Source organism: Corynebacterium sp. p3-SID1056 (assembly GCF_025152525.1).
Classification (GTDB): Bacteria; Actinomycetota; Actinomycetes; order Mycobacteriales; family Mycobacteriaceae; genus Corynebacterium.
Map to the genome: position 1 here is coordinate 1 of NZ_JALXXL010000005.1, position 26052 is coordinate 26052.

Annotated in this window: 27 protein-coding genes and 1 tRNA gene; 24 read left to right on the forward strand and 4 right to left on the reverse strand. The window is 63.0% G+C overall.

Features of this window, described 5'->3' with window-relative positions; all coding sequences use genetic code 11:
• The first annotated feature begins 551 nt into the window (after positions 1 to 551).
• From M3G14_RS05505 to der, 18 genes are all read left to right on the forward strand, one after another.
• Positions 552 to 1346 (forward strand): pentapeptide repeat-containing protein, encoded by a 795-nt coding sequence (locus tag M3G14_RS05505; protein ID WP_259925310.1) that lies wholly within the window; start codon positions 552 to 554, stop codon positions 1344 to 1346.
• A gap of 698 nt (positions 1347 to 2044) precedes the next feature.
• Positions 2045 to 2719 (forward strand): hypothetical protein, encoded by a 675-nt coding sequence (locus M3G14_RS05510; protein ID WP_259925311.1) that lies wholly within the window; start codon positions 2045 to 2047, stop codon positions 2717 to 2719.
• A 16-nt stretch (positions 2720 to 2735) separates the two neighbouring features.
• Positions 2736 to 3725, forward strand: coding sequence for an HAD-IIA family hydrolase (locus tag M3G14_RS05515; RefSeq protein ID WP_259925314.1), 990 nt, complete (start codon positions 2736 to 2738; stop codon positions 3723 to 3725).
• Position 3726: 1 nt separating this feature from the next.
• Entirely contained in the window at positions 3727 to 3894 is a 168-nt protein-coding gene (locus tag M3G14_RS05520; RefSeq protein ID WP_259925315.1) for a hypothetical protein, read from the forward strand.
• Between the two features lie 20 nt (positions 3895 to 3914).
• The gene (locus M3G14_RS05525; protein WP_259925316.1) at positions 3915 to 4745 is read left to right on the forward strand and encodes a TlyA family RNA methyltransferase; all 831 of its coding nucleotides are present in this window, start codon (positions 3915 to 3917) and stop codon (positions 4743 to 4745) included.
• Positions 4742 to 5659, forward strand: coding sequence for an NAD kinase (locus tag M3G14_RS05530; RefSeq protein WP_259925318.1), 918 nt, complete (start codon positions 4742 to 4744; stop codon positions 5657 to 5659). Before M3G14_RS05525 ends, M3G14_RS05530 begins: the two co-directional genes overlap by 4 nt.
• A gap of 19 nt (positions 5660 to 5678) precedes the next feature.
• Entirely contained in the window at positions 5679 to 7406 is a 1728-nt protein-coding gene (gene recN, locus M3G14_RS05535; RefSeq protein WP_259925320.1) for a DNA repair protein RecN, read from the forward strand.
• Between the two features lie 53 nt (positions 7407 to 7459).
• Positions 7460 to 8656 carry a putative cytokinetic ring protein SteA gene (gene steA, locus M3G14_RS05540; protein ID WP_259925321.1) on the forward strand — a complete coding sequence of 399 codons (1197 nt, stop codon included), beginning with the start codon at positions 7460 to 7462 and terminating at the stop codon, positions 8654 to 8656.
• Between the two features lie 21 nt (positions 8657 to 8677).
• Positions 8678 to 9553, forward strand: a complete 876-nt coding sequence (locus M3G14_RS05545) for a copper transporter (protein ID WP_259925322.1) — start codon at positions 8678 to 8680, stop codon at positions 9551 to 9553.
• A 1-nt stretch (position 9554) separates the two neighbouring features.
• Entirely contained in the window at positions 9555 to 10202 is a 648-nt protein-coding gene (locus M3G14_RS05550) for an NUDIX hydrolase (RefSeq protein WP_259925324.1), read from the forward strand.
• Positions 10203 to 11108, forward strand: a complete 906-nt coding sequence (gene xerD, locus M3G14_RS05555; protein ID WP_259925326.1) for a site-specific tyrosine recombinase XerD — start codon at positions 10203 to 10205, stop codon at positions 11106 to 11108. It begins immediately after the preceding gene.
• Positions 11109 to 11228: 120 nt separating this feature from the next.
• Complete coding sequence (locus tag M3G14_RS05560; protein WP_259925327.1) at positions 11229 to 12293, forward strand: hypothetical protein; 1065 nt, start codon at positions 11229 to 11231, stop codon at positions 12291 to 12293.
• A gap of 140 nt (positions 12294 to 12433) precedes the next feature.
• Entirely contained in the window at positions 12434 to 13315 is an 882-nt protein-coding gene (locus tag M3G14_RS05565; protein ID WP_259925328.1) for a ParA family protein, read from the forward strand.
• A gap of 6 nt (positions 13316 to 13321) precedes the next feature.
• Complete coding sequence (locus M3G14_RS05570) at positions 13322 to 14158, forward strand: ScpA family protein (RefSeq protein ID WP_259925330.1); 837 nt, start codon at positions 13322 to 13324, stop codon at positions 14156 to 14158.
• A gap of 53 nt (positions 14159 to 14211) precedes the next feature.
• Positions 14212 to 14763: an SMC-Scp complex subunit ScpB gene (scpB, locus tag M3G14_RS05575; protein WP_259925334.1), complete on the forward strand. Its 552-nt coding sequence runs from the start codon at positions 14212 to 14214 to the stop codon at positions 14761 to 14763.
• Between the two features lie 102 nt (positions 14764 to 14865).
• Complete coding sequence (locus M3G14_RS05580) at positions 14866 to 15795, forward strand: pseudouridine synthase (RefSeq protein ID WP_259925335.1); 930 nt, start codon at positions 14866 to 14868, stop codon at positions 15793 to 15795.
• Positions 15796 to 16500 carry a (d)CMP kinase gene (gene cmk / locus M3G14_RS05585; protein ID WP_259925338.1) on the forward strand — a complete coding sequence of 235 codons (705 nt, stop codon included), beginning with the start codon at positions 15796 to 15798 and terminating at the stop codon, positions 16498 to 16500. It abuts the gene before it with no gap.
• A gap of 62 nt (positions 16501 to 16562) precedes the next feature.
• The gene (gene der, locus M3G14_RS05590) at positions 16563 to 18086 is read left to right on the forward strand and encodes a ribosome biogenesis GTPase Der (protein WP_259925582.1); all 1524 of its coding nucleotides are present in this window, start codon (positions 16563 to 16565) and stop codon (positions 18084 to 18086) included.
• A 1-nt stretch (position 18087) separates the two neighbouring features.
• Here der and M3G14_RS05595 read toward each other — a convergent pair whose 3' ends face one another.
• Positions 18088 to 18876 carry a class I SAM-dependent methyltransferase gene (locus tag M3G14_RS05595; RefSeq protein ID WP_259925339.1) on the reverse strand — a complete coding sequence of 263 codons (789 nt, stop codon included), beginning with the start codon at positions 18874 to 18876 and terminating at the stop codon, positions 18088 to 18090.
• Positions 18877 to 18916: 40 nt separating this feature from the next.
• Here M3G14_RS05595 and M3G14_RS05600 point away from each other — a divergent pair, with 40 nt between their 5' ends.
• From M3G14_RS05600 to M3G14_RS05625, 6 genes are all read left to right on the forward strand, one after another.
• A complete protein-coding gene (locus M3G14_RS05600) occupies positions 18917 to 19840 on the forward strand; it encodes a PHB depolymerase family esterase (RefSeq protein ID WP_259925343.1) in 924 nt (307 codons plus the stop codon).
• Between the two features lie 47 nt (positions 19841 to 19887).
• The gene (locus M3G14_RS05605; protein ID WP_259925594.1) at positions 19888 to 20832 is read left to right on the forward strand and encodes a diacylglycerol kinase family protein; all 945 of its coding nucleotides are present in this window, start codon (positions 19888 to 19890) and stop codon (positions 20830 to 20832) included.
• An 80-nt stretch (positions 20833 to 20912) separates the two neighbouring features.
• The gene (locus tag M3G14_RS05610) at positions 20913 to 21485 is read left to right on the forward strand and encodes a DUF3558 domain-containing protein (RefSeq protein WP_259925345.1); all 573 of its coding nucleotides are present in this window, start codon (positions 20913 to 20915) and stop codon (positions 21483 to 21485) included.
• Between the two features lie 2 nt (positions 21486 to 21487).
• Positions 21488 to 22069: a hypothetical protein gene (locus M3G14_RS05615; RefSeq protein WP_259925346.1), complete on the forward strand. Its 582-nt coding sequence runs from the start codon at positions 21488 to 21490 to the stop codon at positions 22067 to 22069.
• Positions 22070 to 22088: 19 nt separating this feature from the next.
• Positions 22089 to 22670 carry a DUF3558 domain-containing protein gene (locus M3G14_RS05620; RefSeq protein ID WP_259925347.1) on the forward strand — a complete coding sequence of 194 codons (582 nt, stop codon included), beginning with the start codon at positions 22089 to 22091 and terminating at the stop codon, positions 22668 to 22670.
• Positions 22671 to 22987: 317 nt separating this feature from the next.
• Entirely contained in the window at positions 22988 to 24538 is a 1551-nt protein-coding gene (locus tag M3G14_RS05625) for a hypothetical protein (RefSeq protein WP_259925348.1), read from the forward strand.
• Between the two features lie 602 nt (positions 24539 to 25140).
• Here the strand turns inward: M3G14_RS05625 and M3G14_RS05630 are convergent.
• The 3 genes from M3G14_RS05630 to M3G14_RS05640 all read right to left on the reverse strand — a co-directional run bounded on the left by M3G14_RS05630 (position 25141) and on the right by M3G14_RS05640 (position 26052).
• The gene (locus tag M3G14_RS05630) at positions 25141 to 25341 is read right to left on the reverse strand and encodes a hypothetical protein (RefSeq protein ID WP_259925350.1); all 201 of its coding nucleotides are present in this window, start codon (positions 25339 to 25341) and stop codon (positions 25141 to 25143) included.
• Positions 25342 to 25511: 170 nt separating this feature from the next.
• Positions 25512 to 25585 (reverse strand) — tRNA-Pro (locus M3G14_RS05635).
• A gap of 68 nt (positions 25586 to 25653) precedes the next feature.
• Positions 25654 to 26052 (reverse strand): YchJ family protein, encoded by a 399-nt coding sequence (locus tag M3G14_RS05640; protein ID WP_259925355.1) that lies wholly within the window; start codon positions 26050 to 26052, stop codon positions 25654 to 25656.

Genomic DNA, 26052 nt, shown 5'->3' on the forward strand with positions numbered 1-26052 from the left:
AAATCATAAGCACCCCGCCCAGGACCCTCTATGGTCCCAGGCGGGGTGCTTTTGTCATGCCCCGGGGTGTGTGGGCGTGGGCCGGCACCCCAGGGGGGTGGAATGAGTTTGTAATGAGCGCGCGGTTCAGGGGTGTTTGCCCAGGGCGCTAAAAGCCCTCATGATACGAGTGCACGCCGAGCCATTAAAGGAACTGAGGCACCCCAGTCATAGAGAACGGTAGGGTGAGGCCACTTCTGACCGTTTCTCAAGAAGACGCCATGTGATAGCCCGTTTAAGATAAAGTACCTTTTATGGCAAAAATACATATCTACTTCACGCCGCATCAACACGAAAGAGGATTGGTGGAATCCTTTTTGCGGTGGCGACGATGTGGGCGACTTCTTTCAGTCAACGGGTTCTCGCTGTCCTAACTTTGTCAACCTCTACAACCAACTGCGCCTCTAACTATCAGGATAATGCTATTATATTCAAGTCGACAGCTTGATGAGCGGTTCTTCCATTCTTGCCAAGGGCTCAAATCAAGGTCATCACTCGTACGTCTAGCGTCAGTGTTTGATTTGCTTCATATCGCTGATGAATGGGCAGCGCTGGACCCCGGCTCTGTTACGGGTCGGTTACAGGAGATCGTTGATGTTTTGATCACTTTCATTCACTCAGGCGATCCTCAACAACAGGGCCAGGATCCGACTTTGCGCGCCCGCATCGCCGCTTTCGAGGGTCTTTCCGCAAGGTTGAGCGCCCCGTTGCAGGGCGAACAGGCTGGCATACCCACACCTGCGAGTTGGGATGAATTTTCCCCTAACTACAGCTGGGCATCGCTGGCTCCCGGGTCGGGGGTGCGAAATGCGCAAGTTCGGGTGAATTTCTCGGATATCAACCTGAGGGGTGTGAGGGTGCGCGGTGCCCGACTATCGGGGTTGATGTGGCAGGGTGCGTGCCTGAATTACGCCGAATTCAACAACTGCGTGTTGGACGAGGGGAATTTCAAAGGTGCGTACCTCGATTCGACGACGTTCAGTGGGAGTCTGAAATGGTGCACTTTTTCCCATGCACACGTCAACGCATTAATCGTTCAACAAGCCGATATGCGTGGTTCGGACTTCACGATGTGCGACTTGAGCATGTCCCTTTTCGAGGATTCAAAATTAGAGGAGTGCGATTTTCGAGGCGCGATTCTTGTCGCAGCGAATTTAAACGGGTGTAGTTGCGACGCGAACACTTTTGATGGAGCAACGATTGACGAGCGGACGGTGTTCCCCGATGGGTCCAGTCTGCAGGTAGTGGGCAAAGCGGAAATCTGCGAGAGGTGGCCCGGCATCATAATTAAGAATGCAATCTATTAACGACGCTCCGGCCCCCCTGGGCCGCCCTCGTCATGGGCAACCAATCACACACGATGGCGTTCTTGTTCACATCGTGTTCCGCATATGAAAAGGTATCTTAGTCGCGCCCCAGTGTGGTGTAACGCTCGCTGATGGTGGGCCCTTTGAACCAACTGAAGCGATATCCCGCGACTCATCCAGGGTCTGTGCGTAGACTACCGACCTGTACAGCACACCCCTGTCTGAATGATGGATCAGCCCGGATGTGTCTCCATCAGCGCCCCAGACGCGCTGGGTCCCCAAAGCAACATCATTCCCATCACACCACGACCACACCCCGCCGCAACCCGCGTGCCGTGCCGACACCGCCACACGCCGAACGCGCGCGCACCCCTTTAGCGTCAATGGCGCGTCACACCAGTGGAATCAAGTACGCAGCAAGTACGCAGGCTGCCGCCGACATCAGGCCGCGCCCGTAAACCTCCTATAATGAGTTGAACGCAAAAGAAAGGGCATTGATGTCGGAAGAGAAGCACTCGTCGCATAGGCGCGAAGGCGGATACGGCGGTGGTCGTGACCGTCGTGGAGCAAAGCCCCGCGGCGGTAAGCCGGGTGGGCGCCGTGGTAGCAGGGGCCACGGGCGTGACGATCGCTTTGGCGGCAAGAAGGTTCGCCATGACCGGTCGAATCCGTCTCGACAGGGGTTCCGCGAAGATCGTATGGCCAAGAAGGCCGCGGAGCCGGATCTGCCGGACGGCATCGACATCAATGAGCTCGACCGTTCTGTGCTTCAAGACCTGCGTGTGCTGTCTAAGGACAACGCGAACCGCGTCGCACAGCATATGGTGATGGCGATCGAGGTGCTCGAAGACGACCCGCAGCTCGCGCTGCGACACGCGCGCGCTGCGAAAAACCGCGCCGGCCGCGTCGGGGTCGTCCGTGAAACTAACGGTGTGGTGGCCTACCACGCCGGGGAGTGGAAGGAAGCTCTTTCAGAGCTGCGCGCGGCTCGTCGCATGAGCGGCGGACCGGGGCTCTTGGCTGTGATGGCTGACGCGGAGCGTGGTCTTGGCCGGCCGGAAAAGGCGCTCGAACTCGGGCGCACTCCGGAGGCCCGTCAGCTCAACTCTGACGATCGCATCGAGCTCGGCATCGTGTTGGCGGGTGCGCGGCACGACTTGGGGCAGCACGAGTCTGCTCTCGCGACGCTTTCGCGCTTTGAACCGACGCAGACGCCGGAGACTATTTCTCAACTGCGTCTTGCCTACGCCAACGCAGAGGCGCTGCTTTCGGTTGGGCGGAAGGACGAAGCGAAGGAATGGTTCCAGTCCGTCGCTGAAGCCGATGCCGAGGGCATGACGGACGCCGCTGAACGTGTCCGCGAGCTGAGCTAGGAGGAAGAAGTAGCTCATGTCTGCGACGTTGCAAGACCTCCACGACGCGCTGCTTTTAGACCTCGATGGCACCGTGTGGGAGGGCGGGCGCGCTATCCCGCATGCAGTCGAGGCCATCAACGCCTCTGGCTGCACTGCGGTCTACATCACGAACAACGCGTCCCGTTCAGCAGGCGAAGTAGCCCGGATGCTCGCCGAGATTGACTTGCCCACTGACGCGGCACACGTCTTGACCTCAGCGCAAGCTGCGCTCGGCCTCGCCGCTGACGCTCTACGGCCGGGCGACCCGGTGCTTGTGCTCGGCGCGCAGTCTTTCCGTGATCTTGTCCAGGAGGCCGGCTACCGCCTCGTCGACTCCGCAGATGAGCACCCGAAGGTCGTCTTGCACGGCCATAACCCAGAAACTGGATGGGCCGAACTCTCCGAGGCAGCTTTGGCCATCCGCGCTGGCGCGGAATACCTCGCCTCGAATATGGATACGACCCTGCCCATGGAGCGTGGGCTAATGGTGGGCAACGGTTCCATGATTGCCGCGGTGACGTCGGCAACCGGCGTGGTTCCCGCGTCTGCGGGAAAGCCCGCACCTGCGATGTTTCACCAGGCAGTTGAGCGTATCGGTGCGCAAGCTCCGCTTGGCGTCGGTGATCGCCTGGATACCGATCTCGCCGGAGGTGTCGCCGCTGGTATGCCCACCCTGCACGTGCTCACTGGCGTGTCGGGCCCGCACACCCTGCTGCAAGCCTCGCCTGAGCAGCGGCCGACCTATATCGCGGAGGACATGCGCGGCCTTGCTGCGGATCCTGCGTGCTTGAAGCCGGGTCCCCACGGCGGTTTCTTGGCACGGATGGACGGCGACGCGCTCGTATTGAGCGGTGGAACAGCACAGTCCACCAGTTACGACGCGCTGTTGACGGCGCTCGAGGTCGTTTGGTCGCAGCCAACTCCTCCGGTCAATGTTCGTGCAGAGTCTGCGTCGGCCGAGGCCGCGGTGGCCAAGTGGTGGTAGCGTGAGTGCCCCGAAACCGCACGACCCGCGTACAACGCAGCACAACCCCCAGGAGGTGCGCGAGCGCGTTGAAGAGATCCTCGCGGAGCCTGCCGATTCGCTTGTCGACGAAGCGTCGCAGCTCGCCCGCGCCCATGACGTTTTAAGCGACGCGCTGCGCGAGAACTAGGAAAGGAGAGGGAACCAAACGTGGCTCCCGGACGCAGACGGCTCGACGCAGAGCTCGTACGCCGCAAAATCGCACGCTCGCGCGAGCAGGCACAGGCTTGGATCAAAGAGGGCAAGGTAACCGTTGGTGGCTTTCCTGCTAAGAAACCCGCCACGGTGGTCGAACCGGGCGTATCCATCAAAGTCGACGTAGATGAAGAGGACGAATGGGCCTCGCGAGGAGCGCACAAGCTGCTGTCCGCACTGGAGGCTTTCACACCGCAAGGGCTTGAGGTGGCAGGGCGCAGGGCGCTGGATGCGGGGGCGTCGACAGGCGGCTTTACAGACGTATTGCTCAAGCGCGGTGCGAAGGAAGTCATCGCCGTGGATGTGGGCTACGGGCAGCTGGTCTGGCGGCTGCAGAATGATCAGCGGGTCCGAGTATTGGACCGGACGAACATCCGCCACCTGACGCTTGCGCAGCTCGGAGAGCCAGTCGACTTGATGGTCGGTGACCTATCCTTCATCTCGCTGAAGCTGGTGCTGCCGACGATCGCGGCGTGTATGGCCGAAGGCGCGGACTTGCTGCCTATGGTCAAGCCGCAGTTCGAGGTGGGCAAGGATCGTCTCGGGCACGGCGGCGTCGTGCGTTCGCCAAGCTTGCGTGCCGAAGTGACCACCGATGTCGCGGACTTTGCACAGTCACTCGGATTGAGTGTGAAAGGGGTGACTGCGTCCGGGCTCCCCGGACCGAGCGGCAACGTAGAATACTTCCTGTGGCTCATCAAGGACGGCGGTGCGAGCACACTTGCTGCAGACGAGCTACAGACGCTGGTGAGTCATGCAGTAGAGGAAGGGCCAAAAGACACGTGAGTGAGACATCCACGCGCGAGATCCTATTGGTGCCGCACTACTCGCGGCCAGACAACATTTCATCCGCGGCGACGGCAGCGCGGCTGCTTACCGACGCGGGCCTGCGCGTCCGGCTCCTCGAACAGGATACTCAAAGCCCGATCAATCAGGACCCTGAGCTGCGGAAACTTGAGCAGGTCCCAGGCGGGCACAACGCGGCGGAAGGTTGCGAGCTTGTCTTGGTACTGGGCGGCGACGGCACGTTTTTGCGCGCGGCGAGCTACGCCCACGCGCAAGACATTCCCGTGCTGGGTATCAACCTTGGCCACGTCGGCTTCCTCGCGGAGGGCGAGGCAGAAAGCCTCGAGCAGGTCATCAATGAGGTAATCGAGCGTTCTTACCGTGTTGAAGAGCGCATGACCATTGATGTGCTCGTCCGCGACGCATCGGACAACGAGCTGGGCCGTGGGTGGGCGCTCAACGAGTGCAGTATCGAAAACGTGGACCGGACACAGGTGCTGGACGCCACCTTGGAAGTGGATTTCCGGCCCGTGTCCTCGTTCGGCTGCGACGGGGTGTTAATTTCTACGCCGACTGGCTCGACCGCGTATGCCTTTTCCGCCGGCGGTCCGGTGATGTGGCCGGCGCTTGACGCGATCTTGGTCGTGCCCAATAATGCCCACGCACTATTTGCGAAACCATTGGTGGTCTCCCCGCGCTCGACCGTAGCTGTGGAATCCGAGCCGACGACCAGCGAAGCCGTGGTGATTATGGATGGCTTCCGTTCCATTGCCATGCCGGCTGGGTCGCGAGTGGAAGTTATCCGCGGCAGCCGCCCGGTACGGTGGGTCCGTCTTGATGACCGCCCGTTCACTGACAGACTGGTCAACAAGTTCCAATTGCCCGTCTCAGGGTGGCGTGGGCCCCGCTACTGATTTTTAAAAAGGAGCATGCATGCTGGCAGAGATTGCCATTCGCAACCTCGGTGTGATTTCTCAAGCCTCGGCGGAGCTTGCACCAGGTCTGACCGTGCTCACCGGCGAAACGGGCGCGGGCAAGACCATGGTCGTCACCGGGCTGCGGTTGCTCACCGGAGGCCGCGCTGACGCGTCTCGCGTGCGTACGGGAGCTACAGAAGCCGTTGTTGAGGGTGCGTTCAGCCTCGCGGGGATCGCAGAGGAGACACGCCAACGCGTCGATGCCATTGCCGAAGGCGCTGGCGCGAGCGCGGACGAAAATGGCGAATACGTCGTCTCCCGCTCTGTGAAAGCGACGGGTCGTTCCAAGGCGCACCTCGGCGGGCGGACGGTGCCTGCGGCGACGCTGGGCGAGTTGTCGGGCGAGCTGCTGACCATCCATGGCCAAAACGACCAGTTACGTTTGATGTCGCCGGATGAGCAGCTTGCTGCTGTTGATCGCTTCGACCCGCGAATCGCTGCGCTTGTGGAAAAGTACCGCACTGCATACCGCGCGTGGCGGGAAGCGGCGCGGGATTTGCGGGAGCGCACGGAGCGTCGGTTGGAGCTGGCCCAGGAGCTGGATCGGCTCCAGTTCGCTTTGGAAGAGATTGACGGGATCGCCCCGCAGGAAGGCGAAGACGCGGAGCTGGTCGACACGATCAACCGGCTGCAGGACGTCGACGCGCTCCGCGAGGCGGCGGAGACCGCACTCACAGCGATCGACGGGCCGGAGGCGGCCGGTGGCTATGGCGGCGACGAGGATGCTGCCTCCTCCCTCGTGGGCCGTGCTGCGTCGGCACTCGACGGCGCGAGCGATTCGGCGTTGCAAGAGCTCGGTACCCGCATGCACGAGATAGCGAGCTTGCTTGGCGACGTCTCCGCCGAGCTGGGCAGTTACGTCGCGGAGTTGCCCAGCGACCCGGACGAGCTCGACCGACTGTTGCAGCGCCAGCAGGAGCTGAAGACGCTGACGCGCAAGTACGCCCCGGATATCGCAGGCGTGCTGGCGTGGCGGGAAAAGGCGGCGCAGCGTCTGGCGCAGATCGACACCTCGGACGAAGCGATCGAGGAGCTGAAGAAACGCGTCGCGGCATCGGAGAAGGACATGCGGGCCCGCGCTCAGACGTTGACGAAGGCCCGCGTTGCCGCCGCGAAAGACCTCGGAAAAGCCGTCACCGGGGAGCTGCACGGGCTGGCCATGCCGAAAGCGCAGCTGAGCGTGGAGATTGTGCAGGTCGATTTTGGCCCGCGCGGCGCCGATGCAGCAGAGATCCGGCTGGCTCCCAATAGCGCGCTCGAACCGAAGCCGCTGGCGACGAGCGCGTCTGGCGGCGAGCTGTCGCGCGTCATGCTGGCGCTCGAAGTGATTCTGTCCGGCGCGAGCGGCGGAGCCACCATGGTCTTCGACGAGGTTGACGCAGGCGTCGGTGGACGCGCAGCGGTGGAGATCGGGCGTCGGCTTGCGCGTTTGGCGGCCAATAACCAGGTCATCGTCGTCACGCACTTGCCGCAGGTGGCAGTCTATGCGGATACGCACCTGCACGTGGCGAAGGACGTTGGCGATGAGTCGGTGACCTCCGGGGTACTCAGCCTGGATTCGGGGGCCCGGATCGACGAACTCGCCCGCATGATGGCTGGCATGGACGATTCCGATACGGGGCGGGCGCACGCCGCCGAACTTTTCGAGCGGGCGCAGCGCGAGGTGCAGGAAATGCGCGCCTAACGCTCCCGCGCGCCTTCACCATAGCGGCAGGTCACGCGTGCACAATATGACGCATGACTGTTGCTTCCCGGAATACCGAATCTGCGCAGCCCTCGTTGACGGGCACGCTGCGCGATTGCACCGCCCAGGGGCGGGGGCTGTCGCGCATGCAGGAGGGCGACATCGCCCTCGTCGACTCGCCGGATATGACCCGCAGGCAGGCCGAGGCCTTGCTCGCCCGCAAGCCGAAGGCGGTCGTGAACTTGGCCCAGTTTTCCACTGGTGCTATGCCGAACTACGGCCCGCATCTGCTTGCCGACGCCGAGGTGACGATGTTCGAAGCCATCGGCGCCGACGCCGGCACGCGGCAGAAGCTGCGTGATGGGAAGAAGACGACGATTGGCACCGACGGCACAATTACCGTCGGCAAGAAGGCAGTGGCCTCGGCCCAGCTCGTGCAGCGCGCTGATCTTGACAGCACATTCGCCGAAGCGCAGCGGCACCTGGTCGAGCAGATGGAGGCGTACTTCGGCAACACCATCGAGTTCGTCCATGCGGAGGCACCGCTGCTTATCGACGGTCTCGGCGTGCCTGAACTCGGCGACGCCATGCTCGAGCGGAAGGTGCTGGTGGTTTCGCCCGGGCCGGAAACGCGGGAGCGGCTGAAGGGGATCAAGAACTTTATCCGTGAATTCACTCCAGTGATCGTCGGCGTGGGGCAGGCTGCAGACACGCTGGTGGAGATGGGGTATGAGCCGGACTATATCGTTGGGGACCCGACGGGTATCGCGTCGACAAGCTTGCGCAGTGGCGCGCGCGTGATCCTGCCCGCAGAGCCGGATGGCTTTGCACCGGGACTCGAGCGCATCCAGGACTTAGGCGTCGGTGCGATGACCTTTCCGGCGGCGACGGAATCTCCGACGGATCTGGCGATTTTGCTTGCCGTGTTCCACGACCCCGACATGATCGTCACTGTGGGAGAAGCGGTGGAGCTCGACCAGATTTTCGCAGATCCGGACTCCACGCAGCCCGAGGCTCTGCTCACCCGGATGAAGGCGGGGCGCAAGCTCGTGGACTCGACTGTGATTGAGCAGCTTTACGCCCTGCCTTCCAACGGCGGGGTGGCGTGGGCGTGGGCCATATTGGGCATCCTGGTCGCCATTGCCACGATCATCGTGGTCGTGGGGCTGTACGGCCCGGGCGATTTTAGCGAGAACCTAATCAACACCTGGAACAGCATCGCCTTATCGGTGCAGGGACTGTTCGAGTAGCGGAAGAGGGGTATCCAACATATGTCTGATGGAGGACGTTCAAGCGGACTCGTAGTCACTGGACTTGGCTGGGGCATTGCACTCGGCGTCGCAGCAGGGGTACTCGTGCTGGCCCCGGCGATGCGCAGCGACGGTGAAGCGTTTGGGCAGGATTCCGCCGCGTCGGTGCGCGAGATGCAGCGTGCGGAATCTTATGCCGACGATGCAGATAGTCTGCTCGGCGAACACTCGGCCCAATTGGTCAAGGGAACATGTGAAGACGTGCACGTCACCGTACTTCGCACGGCTCGCGTCTCTGACGAAGATGTCGCTGCAGTGCGCTGGCTGCTCGACCGGGCGGGGGCGAAAAATTCCGGCGAAATCGCGCTGACGGAGAAGTTCACCTCGCAGGATTCGGCGGATGCCCTGTCATCGTTGATCGCGAATACTTTGCCAGCGGGCGCGCAGTTGTCGGTTGATCAGCGGCGGCCGGGAGTACACGCCGGTGAGTCGCTTGGTGCTGCGCTGTTCGCAGACCCGGAAACTGGGGAGGGGATCGCCGCAGCAGGGGATCGCCAATTTGTGCTCGACGCGCTTCGCGAAGGCGGCTTTGTAGACTTTTCTGGCGACGTGGTACCAGCTGACGCCATCGTGATTGTCGGCGGGGACACCGCGAAGTCCAGTGGCGACGACACGATGCCGGGCGAGGCTGGGGAGTTCGGCCAGCAACTCCTTGGCGACTTCGCCAACGCACTCGGCGGCACCAGTACGACGGTGCTGAGCGTGCGCGACATGGACCAGTGGCGGGCCCCGGAGCTGGAAGAGGCCACGTTCGTCGAGGCAGTGGAGACCGAAGCAGGCCGCATCAGGACCGTGCTGAGTGTCGCCACACCTGACGAGAAGGAGCAGGAATCCTAGAATGACGCACGAATTCACCGTCGGCGGGTCTGAGCTACTCGCGGAATCTCCGATCCTTGCGCTGCGGCGCGACCAGGTGCACATGCCGGGAGGCAACGTTGCGAACCGTGAAATCGTCGAGCACTTCGGCGCTGTCGCCGTGGTGGCCCTGAATGATGCCGGCGAGATCGCTGTCGTCGAGCAATACCGCCACGCGGTCGGCCGTCGTCTTGTGGAGCTGCCCGCAGGACTGCTGGATATGGCGGGCGAAGACGAGCTGACCTGCGCGAAGCGCGAGCTTGTCGAGGAGGCTGGCCTGGAAGCTGAGGACTGGTCCGTGCTCGTCGATCTGGTCACCTCGCCCGGTTTTGCGGAAGAAGCGGTGCGGGTATTTTTCGCCCGGCAGTTGCGCGAGGTGCCGCGCCCGCCGGCCGAGGACGAGGAGGCCGACATGAGCGTGCGCTGGATGCCGATTACACAGGCGCGGGAAGCGGTGATGCGCGGGGAAATCGTCAACTCTATCGCGATTGCCGGTGTGCTGGCGGCAAGTGAGGTCACCGCCGGCCGCGCCGCCCCGCGCTCGGTGGACACCCCCTTTGACTACCGCCCGAGCTCACTGGCGCGGCGCCGCACTGCAGCCGGGATCGGCCCGGATATGAAGCGGATCTAGGTGGACGCGCGCACACTCGCCGAGCGTTGGTTGACCCACCTCATCGTCGAGCGTGGGGTCTCTGCGCACACGGAGAGCAATTATCGACGCGACGTCAACCGCTACCTCACCTGGCTGGAACGCGCCGGCATCACGGATTTGAAGCAAGTCACCGCCCGCGACGTGGAGGCGTACGTGGCGGACTTGCGCCGCGGCGTCGACGGCGCGCGGGCGCTGTCAACCTCCTCGGCCGCCCGGGCGCTGGTGGTTGCGCGCGGGCTGCATAAGTTCGGCGTCGCGGAGGGCGTGCTCGACGCGGACGTCGCTGCCGAGGTCACGCCCCCGAAGCAAGGGGAAAGGCTCCCCGACACGCTCAGCGTGCAGGAAGTCGAGGCGCTGCTGGACTCCTGCCCGACAGAGACACCCGTTGGTGTGCGCGACCGGGCGCTCTTAGAGCTGTTGTACGCCACCGGCGCCCGTGTGTCCGAGCTGTTGGGGCTCAACGTGGACGATGTGCAGGATTCCGAAGGCGTGATCACTGTGACCGGGAAGGGCAATAAGCAGCGGCTTGTGCCCGTCGGTAAGCATGCACAGGCCGCGGTCAATGCCTACCTTGTTCGCGTGCGCCCGGCGTTTGCCACGGGAAAGAGCCACGCCCTGTTTCTCAATACGCGCGGCGGCGCGCTGTCGCGCCAGAGCGCCTGGACTGTGCTGAAGCAAGCGGCGCAGAGGGCGGGGATTGAGAAAGAGATTTCGCCGCATACGCTGCGCCACTCTTTCGCCACGCACCTGCTGGAGGGCGGGGCGGACGTGCGCACCGTGCAAGAGCTTTTGGGGCATGCCTCCGTCACGACCACGCAGATTTACACGCACGTCACCGCTGATAACCTGCGGCAGGTGTGGCAGGAGGCGCATCCGCGCGCCTAGCTCAGGGTTGGCTGTATAGATGGTGTCAGGCGCTGCCAGGCAATGGGTGTAGATTAACCGTTTTGCGCACTCTCGCGCATGATGCATTGTCTCGCTCACGGACAGGAGGGTTTCAACCCCGTGACTATTTCTCGCACTGCCGCGCGCGCGTCCTTGGGGGCGGCCGCGGTCGCAGCACTGACATTGGCCTCGGCGCCGATAGCGCCCGCACAGTTGCCCGAAGACGTGGACCCGGCAGAGGTGCAGTCCATGATTCCTTCCGAGGTGAGTGTCCGCGCCGGCGAAACCACCACGGTAGACCTTGGGGTGCCGGTGGACGTGAATTATTCCAGCGGCGGCTGGCAGGTGAGCTCGAGCGGTACGCAGGTGACTGTGACTGCGCCGGATTCGCCGGGGGCCACGGCAAGTGTCCCTGCGAGCGCCGGAGGGATGACAGCCACGGTCAACCTCGTCGCCGTGGGGGCCGGTGAGCCGGCCGATGCTGACGATGCCGCGGTCGATGGCGGGAGCGACGAGAGCGCTGGCGGCAGTGACGACGGGGCCGAGGGGGCCAATGGTGCTGGGGGAAGCACTGGTGGAGCAGGCGAGCCCGAGGCTGAAGGCGAGGGCCGCCGGGCGTCGGAAAGCGGCGGCACAGGCGCTGCTGCCGGTGGTGATGCCGCGGCCGCACGCGCGGACCGGAAGAAGGCGGAAGAAGTGGATACTTCGGGCGCGAAGCGGCTTGCCTTTGACGGCGAAATTGACGGCAACACGCTGGTAGTTAAGGTCTCGCTGCGCAAGGCGAGGGACCTGATGAAGTACGCCAACGCGGACCGCGAGGGGGCCAAACTTCGCTACGTGGATGGGCAGGGCAACATCATTACCGGCGTGGAGCGCGACGTGAACGTGTCCAAGCGGACGCTCACGCTGACCTACCCGGAGGGCGAGACCCCGGATAGCCCATTCATCATGGAAGTCGTGCGTGACGGGAAGGCAGAATTCATCGCCGAAATCACCGCGACAAACGCGCCCGTGGCAGAAGAAGGCGATGAACGTGCCCAGCCGGTCGAAGATCAAGGCGGTACCGTTGACTCTTCGAGTAAAGGTGGGTCGGTCGTCCCGCTCGTGATTGGTAGCGTGGCGCTGCTTGCCGCGCTGGCATTGATCGTGGTCTTCTTTGTGCGCCGCGCTCGCGCACGCGGATAATTCCAACGTTGTAAGATGGACGCGTCAAGCGTTACGGCGGAACTTTTCACGCTTCGCCGCTCGCGCTGATGTGGATGCACAGATGGACAACAGATGGACACTGGACGTTTGCGGCTACGGCTCAAGGGAAAGGACCGACAATGGCAGATGACGCACTGTTCGACGCCTCCGAGCAGAAAACCTTCCTGACGGGACGCCCTTACCGCGAATTTGCCGAGCCAGCGCCGCTGGACAAGCACGGCCCGGCCACCGTGCTGTCGATGGTGAACCAGAAAGGTGGCGTGGGCAAGACAACTTCCACGATCAACCTCGGTGCCTGTTTAGCCGAGCAGGGCAGGAAGGTTCTGCTGGTTGACCTGGACCCACAGGGCGCACTTTCCGCAGGACTCGGTGTCTCCCACGATGAGGAGCAGGTGACGGTCTACGACCTGCTCTTTGACAACACCGCGAGCATCCACGCCGCGATTCAGCACTCGAACGTCAACGGTCTCGACCTCGTGCCCGCGAACATCGATCTTTCGGCCGCGGAGATTCAGCTGGTCAACGAGGTCGGGCGTGAGCACACCCTGGCTCGCGCGCTGCGCCCGGTGCGCAACGAGTACGACATCATCATCATCGACTGCGGGCCCTCACTTGGCTTGCTTACCGTCAACGCACTGGCGTGCTCGCACGGCGTGATTATTCCGATGGAGTGCGAGTATTTCTCGCTGCGCGGTCTTGCGCTGCTTACCGATACGGTGGAGAAGGTGCGCGACCGCATCAATTTCGACCTCGACATCGTTGGCATCTTGGTCACCATGTTTGACCGTCGGACGACGCACGCGCGCGAAGTGATGGACCGCGTGGTGGAGGTGTTCGGTGAGCGAGTCTTTGACACCGTGATTACCCGAACCGTGCGCTTCCCAGAAACCTCGGTGGCCGGCGAGCCGATTATTACGTGGGCGCCGCGCTCCCAGGGCGCGGAGCAGTACCGTAACCTCGCGCGCGAGCTACTCGAGCGCACTGAGCGGGGCACGGCATAGACCGGCGTGGCTGATCCCGCAGACCATCGTCCGCAGCAGCAGGTGGGCGAGCAGCCGGAAATCACCGGCTTCCGGCTCGTATTGCGAAACTTCGAGGGGCCTTTCGACCTGCTGCTCAACCTGATTAGCTCGAAGAAGCTCGACGTGACTGAGGTTGCGCTCGCTGAGGTCACTGATGAGTTCATTGCGTACACCCGCGCGCTGGGTGAGACTGCGGACCTGGACGAGATCACGGAATTTATTCTCGTCGCGGCAACGTTGCTTGACCTCAAGGCCGCTCGCCTCGTGCCCCGCGGCGAAGACGAAGAGATCGAGGATCTCGAACTGTTGGAGTCCCGGGACCTGCTCTTCGCCCGCCTGCTGCAGTACCGCGCATACCAGCAAGTGGCGGACCAATTCGCCGAGTGGCAGAAGCACGCGCAGCGCCGTTACCCGCGCGCGGTGTCGATGGAGGAACAGTTCGCGAACCTGCTCCCACCCGTCAATCTCGGGCACACCCCGGCGAGCTTCGCGCAGCTTGCCGCCAGCGTCTTCCGGCCGAAGCCGCCCGAGGAAGTCGGCGTTGACCACCTGCACGCGGTGCAAGTTTCGGTACCGGAGCAGGCGGGACGCATTCTGGAGACACTCAAGGTGGTGGGGGCGAGCCAGTGGCTCAGCTTCGCCTCGCTGACGAAGGACTGCGCGCTGTCAATGGAAATTGTCGGGCGCTTCCTTGCGCTTCTCGAGCTGTACAAGGCGCGCGCAGTGGAGACGAAGCAGGACGAAGCGCTTGGACCGCTCGAGGTGTCGTGGACTGGCCTGGAGGTTGACCCGGCGGTTGTCGCTGCGAGTAACTGGGCGTAGCGGCGGGGACGAGTGGGGCGTCGGCAAGCAGGGGCCCCTTATAGAATGTGGGCATGGATATGCCGATGGTTTCCCAGCTTCGCTCGCGCGTGGAGTCAATTCTGCTGGTGGTGGATACGCCGGTGGAGGCAGAAGCCGTGGCGGGGGTGCTCGATGCAACCCGCGAGGACGTTGACGCGGCGCTGCGCGAATGGGCCGCGGAACTGGACGCGCGCGGCAGCGGCATCGAGCTGCGGGAGACGCAAGAAGGCTGGCGGCTCTACACCCGCCCGCACAACGCGGACGCTGTCGAGGCATTTGTGCTGGACGGGACGCAATCGAAGCTCAGCCGAGCCGCGCTTGAGACGCTCGCGGTGGTGGCGTATCGCCAGCCGGTGACGCGCGCGCAGGTTGCCGGGGTACGCGGCGTGAACGTGGATGGAGTGATGCGCACACTGACGCTGCGCGGGCTGATTGCAGAGGTCGATCCGGATGAGGCTACCGGCGCGCACCGCTACGTCACCACCGAGCTGTTTTTGGAGCTGCTGGGGATTGATTCGCTGTCGCGACTGCCGGATCTGGCACCGCTGTTGCCGGATATCGACGCGATCGAGGACGCGTGGTAGCAGCTGGTAGACGCCGGTTGACGCTGGTAGACTCTGCCCCGAACACGCGGAGTGTCGCTTTGGCACCCGCACAACCCCAATATGTATGTAAAGGATTCACACATGACTCCTCCCGCTCGCCGAGACGGCACACCGGATACGGGGAAGGACGAGCCGTTCTACCCTTCCTACGCAAAGCCGGCGAAGAAGCAGCACGTTCGTTTGGATAAACGGCGTGCCAACGCAAAACACAACGAGCCGCACCCGCTGGAAGACAACTGGTGGGACGACGCGGAAACGAAGGCGCGCAAGCAGAACAAGGACGGGATCCGCCTGCAGAAAGTACTCGCGCAGGCGGGTGTTGCCTCGCGTCGTCACGCAGAGGTGATGATCGACCAGGGTCGCGTGGAGGTCAACGGCAAGATCATCAAGGTCCAGGGCACGCGCGTAAACCCGAACGTGGACATCATCCGCGTGGACGGCACCCGCATCAATGTCAACGAGGATTTGGAGTACTTCGCGTTTAACAAGCCGCGCGGCGTGCAGACCACCATGCAGGACGAGTTCGATCGCACCTCAGTTGGCTCCTACCTGTCCGAGCGCACGGCTTCCGGCCAGCGCCTGTTCCACGTCGGCCGCCTCGACGCGGACACTGAGGGCTTGCTCCTGTTGACCAACGACGGCGAGCTGGCTAACCGCTTGACCCACCCGAAGTACAACGTGTCCAAGACCTACCTGGCAACGGTGCTGGGCGAGGCGAAGGGCGACCTGGTCAAGAAGCTCAAAGAGGGCGTCGTGCTTGACGACGGCACGGCAAAGGCCGACTACGCGCAGATCGTGGATGTGCACAACGGCCAGTCCCTGGTACGCGTCGAACTGCACGAGGGGCGCAAGCACATCGTGCGCCGCATGCTCAAAGAGTGCGGGTTCCCGGTGCAGCGCCTGGTGCGCACGAAGGTGCACACGGTACAGCTGGGGGACATGAAGCCGGGCTCGATGCGCGCGTTGAATTCTTCCGAGCTGGCCTCGCTGTACAAGGTGGTGGAGATGTAAATGGATAATGCACAACTTTCTAATATGCCTGGCGGCGGGCTGATTTTGGCCGTCGACGGTCCTTCGGGAACGGGCAAGTCCACCACCTGCCGCGCGCTGGCGAAGCGCCTGGACGCGAAGTACGTCGACACCGGCGCGATGTACCGCGTGGCGACGCTTGCGGTGCTTCGTGCCGGCGTCGATCCGGCAGATACGCAGGCAGTGATCGAGGCGACGACAGACCTGCCGCTGCAGGTCTCGGATGATCCCGATGCGAAGGAAGTCCTGCTTGCCGGCGAGGACGTTGCTGCCGAGATTCGTGGGCCGGAGGTCACTCGCAACGTTTCCGCAGTCTCCGCGATCCCGGAGGTGCGAGAGAATTTGGTGGCGTTGCAGCGCAAACTCGCCCGCGAGGCGCACCGCGCGATTGTGGAGGGTCGTGACATCGGCACCGTCGTGCTTGTCGACGCCCCCGCGAAGGCTTTCATGACCGCCTCGGCTGAGGTGCGTGCCCAGCGTCGCTACGACCAGGACGTTGCTGCCGGCCGCGACGCCGATTATGCAACGGTGCTGGCGGATGTGCAGCGCCGCGACGAGCTGGACTCTTCCCGTGCGACAAGCCCGCTGCGCCCGGCGGAGGATGCGGAGGTCATTGACACTTCGCACATGGCTCCGGACGAGGTGCTCGGCACCCTCATTGCCCTGATTGAAAGGAGCGCGAAGTGACCCAGGAACCGAAGGACCGCGGTGCTGACAACGCACCCGAAACGGAATTTATCCAGCCGGGCATTGATGCTTCCGGCTACGAAGCGCTCACGCCGGAGGCCGTTGGCCCCGAGGACGCGGAGTTTTACGACGCGGACTTTGACACCAGCGACTTCAGTGACGCTGATTTTGCCGACGATACCGATTTCACCGACTACACCGACGAAGATTGGGCGGAGATCGAAGAAACCTTCGGCATTGTGCGCCCGGATGTGGTGGAGGAAAACCTGCCCACAGTCGCGATCGTGGGGCGCCCGAACGTGGGCAAGTCGAGTCTGGTCAACAGGTTTATCGGGCGCAGAGAGGCCGTGGTGGAGGACCACCCCGGTGTCACCCGTGACCGAGTGAGCTACTTAACTGATTGGGGCGGGCGGCGCTTCTGGGTGCAGGACACCGGTGGCTGGGACCCGAACGCCCGCGGCATCCATGGCGCGATCGCGCGCCAGGCGGAGGCTGCGATGGAAACCGCCGACGTGATCGTGATGGTGGTCGATGCGCAAACCGCCATCACGGAGACAGACGCCGTGATGGCGCGCAACCTGCAGCGATCTCCTGTACCGGTGATCTTGGTGGCGAATAAGTTCGAATCCGAGTCCCAGTGGGGCGATGCGGCGGAGTTCTACGGGCTGGGCCTGGGCGACCTGTGGCCGGTCTCGGCGTTGCACGGCCGCGGTGGTGCCGATGTGCTGGACGAGATCCTGCGTCTCTTCCCGGACGAGCCGCGTGCGAAGGCTTCGATCACGGACGGCCCGCGGCGCGTGGCGCTGGTTGGCCGCCCGAACGTGGGCAAGTCCAGCCTGCTGAACAAACTGGCGAAGTCGCACCGTTCGGTGGTTGACAACGCGGCCGGCACCACGGTCGACCCGGTTGATGAGATGATCCAGCTGGATGAAAAGATGTGGCAGTTCATCGACACCGCCGGGTTGCGCAAGAAGGTCAAAAACGCCCAGGGTCACGAGTACTACGCGAGCTTGCGCACCCGCGGCACCATTGACGCAGCCGAGGTGTGCGTTGTGCTCATCGACGCCTCCGAAGAGATCTCGGAGCAGGACCAGCGCGTCATCTCCATGGTGCTCGAGGCCGGCAAGGCGATGGTGATTTGCTTTAACAAGTGGGACCTGATGGAGGAAGACCGTCGGTACTACTTTGACCGTGAGTTCGACGAGATGATGGGCCACCTCCCCTGGGTGACCAAGCTGAACATCTCGGCGGAGACCGGCCGCGGCCTGCACCGTCTGGAAAAGGCGATGACGGAGGCGCTCGAAAACTGGGACAAGCGAATCTCCACCGGCCAGCTGAACAACTGGCTGCGCGAGGCGATTGCTGCGAACCCGCCGCCGATGAAGAACAACCGGCTGCCGAAGCTGTTGTTCGCCACGATGGCGACGACGCGCCCGCCGACAATCGTGCTGTTTACCACTGGATTCTTGGACGGTGGCTACCGACGCTACCTCGAGCGTAAGTTCCGCGAGACCTTCGGCTACCACGGCACCCCGGTACGCATTGCGGTGCGCGTGCGCGAGCGGAACCCGCGGCGTCGTAAGTAAATTAGCGGTGCTTGCCGTACACGAACGCGTCGACGCGGTAGGGAAGCGGAATACGCTGGCCACGCTCAAACCCGAGGCGTTCGTGGAGGTACCAGTCTAGGTTGGCCACCATCTTCTCGCGGGTTTTCTGGTTCGCGCGTAGCCAGTACGAGCGCGAGGCCATGAGGTCGAAGCATTCGTCAGTGGTGACGATCTGGGCCCACGTCTCGCGCAGTTCGCCTTCGAGCGCCCAGGGCCGCGCGACGGAAGGGTAGAAGCCGGCGCGCTGCACGTCGCCGGAGTGCATGATGCGGCTGAGCCTTAAGACCCAGGGGTGGTTGACGGCCAGAGTATTCCAACACAACAGCAGTTTTCCGCCCCGGCTGGTCACGCGTGCCGCCTCGGCGCTCGCGGCGGCGGTGTCGACCCAGTGCCAGGTCTGGGCACAGGTGATGGCGTCGACTGCGGCGTCGGCAAGCGCGGTGGCTTCTGCTGTGGCGCGCCAGACGGGCACCTCGGGAAGGTGCTCGCGCAGCACGCGCGTCATGTCTGCTGAGGGGTCGCAGGCGTAGACGCGCCTTTCCGAACTGCTGGCGAGCAGCTGAGTGAGCTTGCCGGTACCGGCCCCCACGTCGAGAATGCGGGCACCGCCGGCACGCTGCGGGAGCGTGCCTAACAGCGCGGGGACAGCGGGCGGGTACGAGGGGCGCACGGCGTGGTAGAGCGTTGCCCCGTTATGGAACGCGCGCGCTGAGCTGGTGCGATGTGTGTCATCGCGGAAGGCTGGCTGCTGCTTTCCACTGGGCTTCATAATGGACTAATGTACCGGGTCGAACGTGTTGGGAGGAACGATGGCAGCACTGCGCACGGCAAGCCTGCTGGCCGCGGCCGGCGTGGTATTTTGCAGTGCTGCCTGCGCAGACGCACCGGAACAGCTTGCTGAGGTCGTGCCATCTCAAGTGCGCGACTACGTCGCCGAAGTGGAACCGTGGAGTCGCGCGGACACCCACAAACGCACAATCCAGGTTGGCGAGCGTGAGCGCAGCTACCTGCTCAGCGCGCCAGCCGGGGCGAAGGAGCGCTCCAAGCTGCCGATGATCTTTGCTTTCCACGGGTATGGGGAAGACGCAGCGTCGATACGCAAGTACTCGCGACTGGATGTGGCTGATGCGATCGTGGTGTACCTCGATGGGGTCAACCATGCGTGGGCGCCCGCACCCTACGCGAAGACTTCCGGGGGCGAGGATCTCGCGTTTGTCGACGCGGTACGCGAGGAAGTGATGCAGGAGTACTCCGTGGACAAGGCGCGCGTCTTCGCCACCGGGCTGTCCAACGGCGGCGGGTTCGCCACCTACGTAGGTTGCCAGCGACCGCAAGACTTTACCGCGGTGGCCACTGTCTCCGCTGCGTTTTACCACCGGGTTTCCGAGGGCTGCTCTTCGATTCCTATCAAACACGTGGATTTCCACGGCACGGATGATGCGGTGATGAGTTACTCGGGTGGCGAGCGGCACGACACCGCCTACGAGTCGATCGAAGCAATGCTGGAAGAGACCGCGCAGCGCAACCACTGCTCGCCCGAGTACGTGGAAAAGCCGCTCTCAGAGACCGTGTCGGAACTGCGCTGGGACGGCTGTGACGCGCCCTTGGTGCACTACCGGGTCACAGGCGGCCCGCACATTTGGCCTGGGGGCGCCTATGACAGCTCGGGTACAACGAGTCGCGGGTTTGCCACGCGCACCCAGTTGGCGTTTTTCGGCGTGCCGATGAGCTAAAAATCGCAAAGAAGTTGCCCCCTTGTGCCCTATGCTTGTGCGGTGTGATGCAGAATTCTCCGAGAGCAGCCGTCGTCGTGTTCAATCCTGCCAAGATCGACGAGGAGCGCCTTCGCACTGTGGTCGAGCGCCATGCGCCGAGTGATTGCCGGATTGAATGGGTAGCGACGACTCCCGACGACTCGGGAGAAGCGGAGACTGCGGCATTGCGCGGGACCGACGTTGATCTTGTGCTGGTGGCGGGCGGCGACGGCACCGTGCGCGAAGTCGGCACTGCGCTGGCCAACTCCGAGGTCGCGATGGGGATCGTGCCCACCGGGACGGGCAATCTGCTTGCGCGCAATTTGCGCCTGGAGTTGGGGCTCGAGGCGTCGGTAAGCAGAGCTTTTCGTGGCGAGCACATGCTTATCGACGTCTGCCGCGCGAAACTCCTTCGCCCCGACGGCAGCAACGAACGTCTGGGCTTCGTCGTGATGGCCGGGGTCGGGCTCGACGCGCAGATGATTGAGTACACCGATGAGGGGCTGAAACGGCGCATCGGCCCGCTGGCCTATATCTCCGGCATCGCGCGTTCGCTGCGCGGCGGTAACCGGATCAAGGTGACCTATACGGTGGATGGGCAACGCAACCACGCCGCGCGCCTCCACACACTCATCTTCGGCAATTGTGGGGAGCTGATTAATGAGATCCCGCTGCTGCCCGAAGCGCGCCCCGACGACGGACTCATCAACGCCGTGGGCATGGCTCCGCGGGGGCTGATCGGCTGGGCCAAGATCGGGTTGAACCTGGTGGCGAATAAGGCGGCGCGGCTGCGGGGGCTCAACCCCGATCCACCGGTGATCAACTTTGCCGACTTGTTCTACTCGGAGGGCAGTCACGTCAAGGCTTCCTTTGCAGCTCCGGAGATCTTTGAGGTTGATGGTGACCCGGTTGGCGAGGTTGTTGCAGTCGAGATCTCGGTTGACCCGGGTGCGCTGAAGGTGTGCGTGTAGCACGTGTTCCGGTAGCGGGTGTTCCGGGCTTGCGTCATACTGAACGCGAACCTTTAAGGACCGTACACGGGGAGGACGCCGTGCGAACAGCTTTCATTGGTGGTGCCGGAGTCGCGGTCTGCGCGGTGCTCCTCGTTGGCTGCGGGGCCACAGAAGAGATCCCAACGGTGCCAGAGTTCCAATTCAAGAGCGGGACGCTTGCGATTGAGGAGTTCTCCAGCGAGTCGGTGACTGGAAACGTGTTTGATCCCTGCACTGAGATTTCTACGGAAGAATACGAGGCGGCAGGGCTTACCGATGTCAAGCCCATGGAGAGTGAGTACGAGTTTGAGGACATCAACTCGTGCGACACGAACCTGAACGAGGCCGGTCAACGGCTCACGATCAAGGCGGGCCCGATCAGCGAAGCAGGGCTGAAGACACAGTCGGAAAACGCATTGGAATACCCCGAGTCGATCGTGCCCGGGCTGTTTACGTACACCAATGCGTTGCCGGGAGTGTGCTTTGCACAAGTAGATACCGAGCGGGGAGCGCTTGCGGTGCAGATGTCTGCGCAGGGCAGCGGCACCGAAGACATTGATCGATGCAAGATCGCTCGGGAAACCATCGAGGACATCTACAAGGCCGTCAACACGGATGACGAGGAGCAGTAAGCATGCGGCACAGGCCTTTCCAAACGATGCTCTGCGCCGCTGCGCTTGCACCGCTTCTGGTCTGCTGCGGGACTGCGGCTGAGGAACCGGCACCTGAGCCGGAGGCACCTCCAGCGTTCCACTTTGCCAACGGCGATCTAGTCATCAGCGAATTCGCCTCCGATGTCGTGAAGGGACACCTCTTCGACCCCTGCACGGAGATCACCGAGGAAGAGTACGCGCAAGCTGGCATCGAAGGCGTGGATACTTTTGAAAATGAATTCGGCGACGACCAAGTTGTAAAGTCGTGCACCTCAATCGAGCCGAGTGAAGACTCGAACCGACGCATCGAGGCCTCGGTCTTGAGCGAGAATTCGCTGAAGGCCTCTGGGACAAAGCAGATTGATCATCCTCAGTCCAGTGTTCCAGGCCTCTACATAGTGAGAGAAGGCGCCGGATCTTGCCGGGCACAGGTCGACACCGAACGCGGTGCCTTTGCCATCGGTCTATGGAAAAATGACCACGAGGGGAAAGAAGACGCTGTGTGCAGGGAAGCACAGCAGGAGATGGAAAAGCTGTACGAGGCAGTCAGCGGCGACGAGTAAGACGCACATGGGGGATGCAATGGACAAGAAGCACTCAGCGACGTTGAGCTGTCTGGCGATTGTTGGTGCGCTGGCGGGTTGTGCGAGCGATACTGCGGAGACGGTCGCGGAGGACGCGGAAGTGCCGGCGTTTCACTTCGAAAGCGGCACGTTGGAGCTCGGGGAGTTTGACCCGGCCACGCTTGGCGACGACCTCTTCGACCCCTGCACCGAAATCTCCGCAGACGAGTTCGCGGCGGCGGGGATGACGGGGGTGGAGTCGCTGAAGGGCGGTAACGCGGCGGAGAACGGCGCGAAAGGGTGCATGGCCAATCCGGTGCTTCCAGGCACGTTCCGGACCGTTATTGCTAACCCGGCAAGTCAAGAGGTTCTCTGGTCAGAGGAGAATCGCCGTGTTTCCTCGGACTACGACTCAGCGGTTCCGGGTCTATTTGTGCACTGGGTCGAGAACGACGTGGGGAAATCCTGTTTCGCGCAGGTAGATACTGTCAGGGGCGGGATGGCTATGTGGGTGTCGATTAGCACGCGAAGGAAAACTAACGACGACCCATGTGCGCTTGCCACAGAGTCTCTCGAAGCGCTGTATCAAGCAGCTAACTAGAAAACTTGGAAAATCCACTAGCGGTGGGCAAGAAGTTTTCGTATCTTGGAGTGGACTGGTGGGGTGCCAGTTACCAAATACAAGGGGGAATTATGGGGAACCGAATTAATTTGGATGTCGATGCCGTCCATAGCGCATCCAGCCGTCTTACACAGCTCGCAGCAGAGGCCGCCGGTGACCTCGGAATTGGATCTGCAACACAGATGGCTGGTTTTTCGGTGGTGTCTGGGTTGGATGGTGTGGGGCGGACGCATTCGCGTGTGTCGTCGGGGTCTGCGCCGGAGGCGAATCGGGTGTTGGGGGAGTGGTTGCAAACAGTGGCTGATGTGCTGCGCGTCAGCGCGGAGAACACCTCGCGTGCCGATGGATCGGTTGCAGGCTTGTTGGGCTCGATTGGTGTGGTGGAGCGCTCCGGTGGTGCTGGCGCGGTTGCCGGTCTGATGGGACAGACGTTGTCGCAGTATGAGAACGCGAATTCCTTTGCCAACCCACGCCCTGCTGCGGGGGCGCAGGGTTCGCTTCCGGTGTTGCATCAGCAGTTGATGGCCACCCAGGTCGCACAGGCGACAGCGGCGGCGGCGTTTTGGGGTCAGAATGCAGCACTGGTGCAGTCGGTGGTCGCACAGTTGCCGGCGGTCGCCGGCATGCTTGCGGATTCAGCGGAAACAGCGTTCGTGGCCGGTGCGATCAATAAGCTTGGTGAGGTGTCTCGTGTGGGCCAGGAGTATGTGGCCCGTTCGGTGTTGATGCAGGGCCATGCTACCGGTCTGGCGCAGGTTGCGGGTGCGGAGCAGCTCATGGCCCATGGTGCTATGGCGGTGTGGGCTGGCCTGCCGGGGCCGTCGCGGGCGTTGTTTGAGCAGTCGTATTTGGGGGTGTTTCCGCCGAGGTTGACGGCGTCGTTGCAGGCGGCGGTACCGGTGTTTGATCGCTTGTTGCCGGATTTGGGCTCAATTCCTGGTGATGGGGTTGCGGTTGCGGATATGCCTTCCCCGCAGGTGCCGGGGTTTGGGGAGTCGCCGTTGCCGCGGACGTTGCGTGATGCGTTTACTGCTGCGGGTCTTGGTGTGTTGGGGCAGGCGGTGACGCCTTCGCAGGTGGTTGGTGAGTATGGGTTGCCCACCCCTGAGGTATTAGAGCAGGTGGCTGCGAAAACCCCTGCTGGTGCGGCCGGTACCGAGGCGGCGTCTGTGGGTTTGGGCCAGTTGGCTCCCACGGGTGCGGGTGTGGGTGCTGGGTTAGCACCGACGACTGGTGCTGGTGGTGGTGTGGGTACGTTGGGTCAGCCGGGTGCTGCTGGACTTGGCATGCCGGGTGGTCCGGGTGGTGCTGGTGTGGGTGGTGTTGCGCCTACGGTGGCTGCTGGTGCCGGTGGTGCGGGTGCGGGTGGGTCTGCTGGTGGTGTGGCTGGCCCGGTCGGTGCCGGTGCCGGTGCTGGTGCTGGTGGTGGGCGTGGGGCTGGTGCGCAAGGTGCGCGGGGGCGTGGTCGTGTACCACGTGATGCACACGCGGGTGCTGCTGTTGGTGGTGCGTTGGGTGCTGGTGCGGGCATTGCCGGTGCCGGTGCTGGTATAGGCGCTGGGCGTGGTGTCGCGGGTTTCGGTGCTGGTGTGCCAGGTGGTGCGGGCCAGGTGCCGGGTGCGGCAGCGGCCGCTGGTTCCGCTACTGGTGCGGGCGGTGGTCGTGCCGGTGGTGTGATGGCTGCCGGTCCGATGGGCGCTGGTGGTGGTCGTGGTGGTCAGGGCAAGTCGCGGGCGAAGGTCAAAGCGGTCACCAGTGCGGTGGAGCGTGATGGGAACCTGGAGGCGTTGTTGGGGCAGTCCCCGTTGGTGCTGCCGACGGTGATTGGTCACAACGTCCGCGAGTGACACACGCGTTGCCGGGGGGATGCTGCGGGTTTTCCAGTCCGCGGCCGCGGACTGTTCTGCGGGAGATGTTGCATGCACCGTTGGGTGCGGCGCACGACCGATACGGTGGGCTTCGTTTGGATTCCAGTGAGTCCGCGGCCGCGGACTCCACACTCCCTGGCGTCTTTCCGTCCGCGGCTGTGCTGTCCAAGAAGTCTTCGGACTCCGTCTCCAAAAACTTATTGGCCTCTCAAATGGAGCTAGCTCCATTTGGGTCCGTCCCTCCGGTAAAAGCCCAGGTCGCCATTGCGCGAAAGGGCTAAATGGAGCTAGCTCCATTTGGGGTCGCGCTGTCAGCAAAAGTCCTGGTCGTGTAAAGTTGGCTGGTCTAAACAGAGCTAGTTCCATTTGGCTTATCGCCCGATCTGCTCCCAGCCCGCGGCCGCAGACTCCAACACTCCAACCGGAGCTGTGCTTCCAATCCGCGGCCGCAGACTCATCGTCTCCGCCTCCGTTAATGGGACGTGAACAAAGCGCACCAGCCGCGCATGCGTAAAACGGAGCTCCCCTCGCGGCCCATCGCCGCTGAGAGGGGAGCTCCGTTAGATGTGGACTAAGCGCGTTTACGCACTGCCGCGCTTCTTCTTTTCTTGCTGGTCGTAGACGTAACCGACGGCGGCGCCGAGAATGATGCCGAGGGCGATACCGAGGGGCAGACTCAATTGGGTGATGCTCAGGCCGAGTGCGACGCCAAGGACGACGCCGACGCCAACGCCGGTCGCGAGGTGGTTGGTGTGCTTCTTTTCGTTGTTCGCTGTGGTCATGGGTATCACTACCTCCATGCATATTGGGAGATGGACTTCCGAGCGTACCGAGGTTTTGGTCAAAAAACTGTCGGCAAACCTATGCTCAGAGGGTTGTGCGACGTTCCCCTGCGAGTAGACAGCGAAAAGCGAGGATCCTCGGCGGTAGTGCCGAAGATCCTCGCACAATGTCGGACTGACAGGATTTGAACCTGCGACCCCCACACCCCCAGTGTGGTGCGCTACCAAACTGCGCCACAGCCCGTCCGTCGCCGCGTCTGCGGTAACTCGGTCAGATTACATCACTGTGAGCAGAAAAGGGAAACCGGCAGGTCAATCTGCCCGAAGCGGTGAGCGGACGTCGCCATCGAGGTAGACCCACGCGCCGTCCTCGCGGATGAAACGCGATACCTCGTGCTGCACGCCGGTAGGCGAGTAGGCGGCGAACTCCACAATCCCTTCCGCATCGAAGGGGCCGCCGCCTTGCGTGCGCAGGATCTTCAGGCGCGTAAACGGCATGCCGGTCGACGGCAACTCTGACACCCTCGGTCGGGTCTGCGCAGACCACGTGGTGTGAAGGTACTCGGGCAAGCCGCGAACGAAGGCGGAGTAGCGCGAGCGCATGAGCGCCTCGGCCGTCAGCGCTTTCGCGCCACGATGGTAGGCCCCGCAGCAGGCAGCGTAGGGTGTGCCCGTACCGCACGGACACACAGAAATATCGCGAGCCACCAT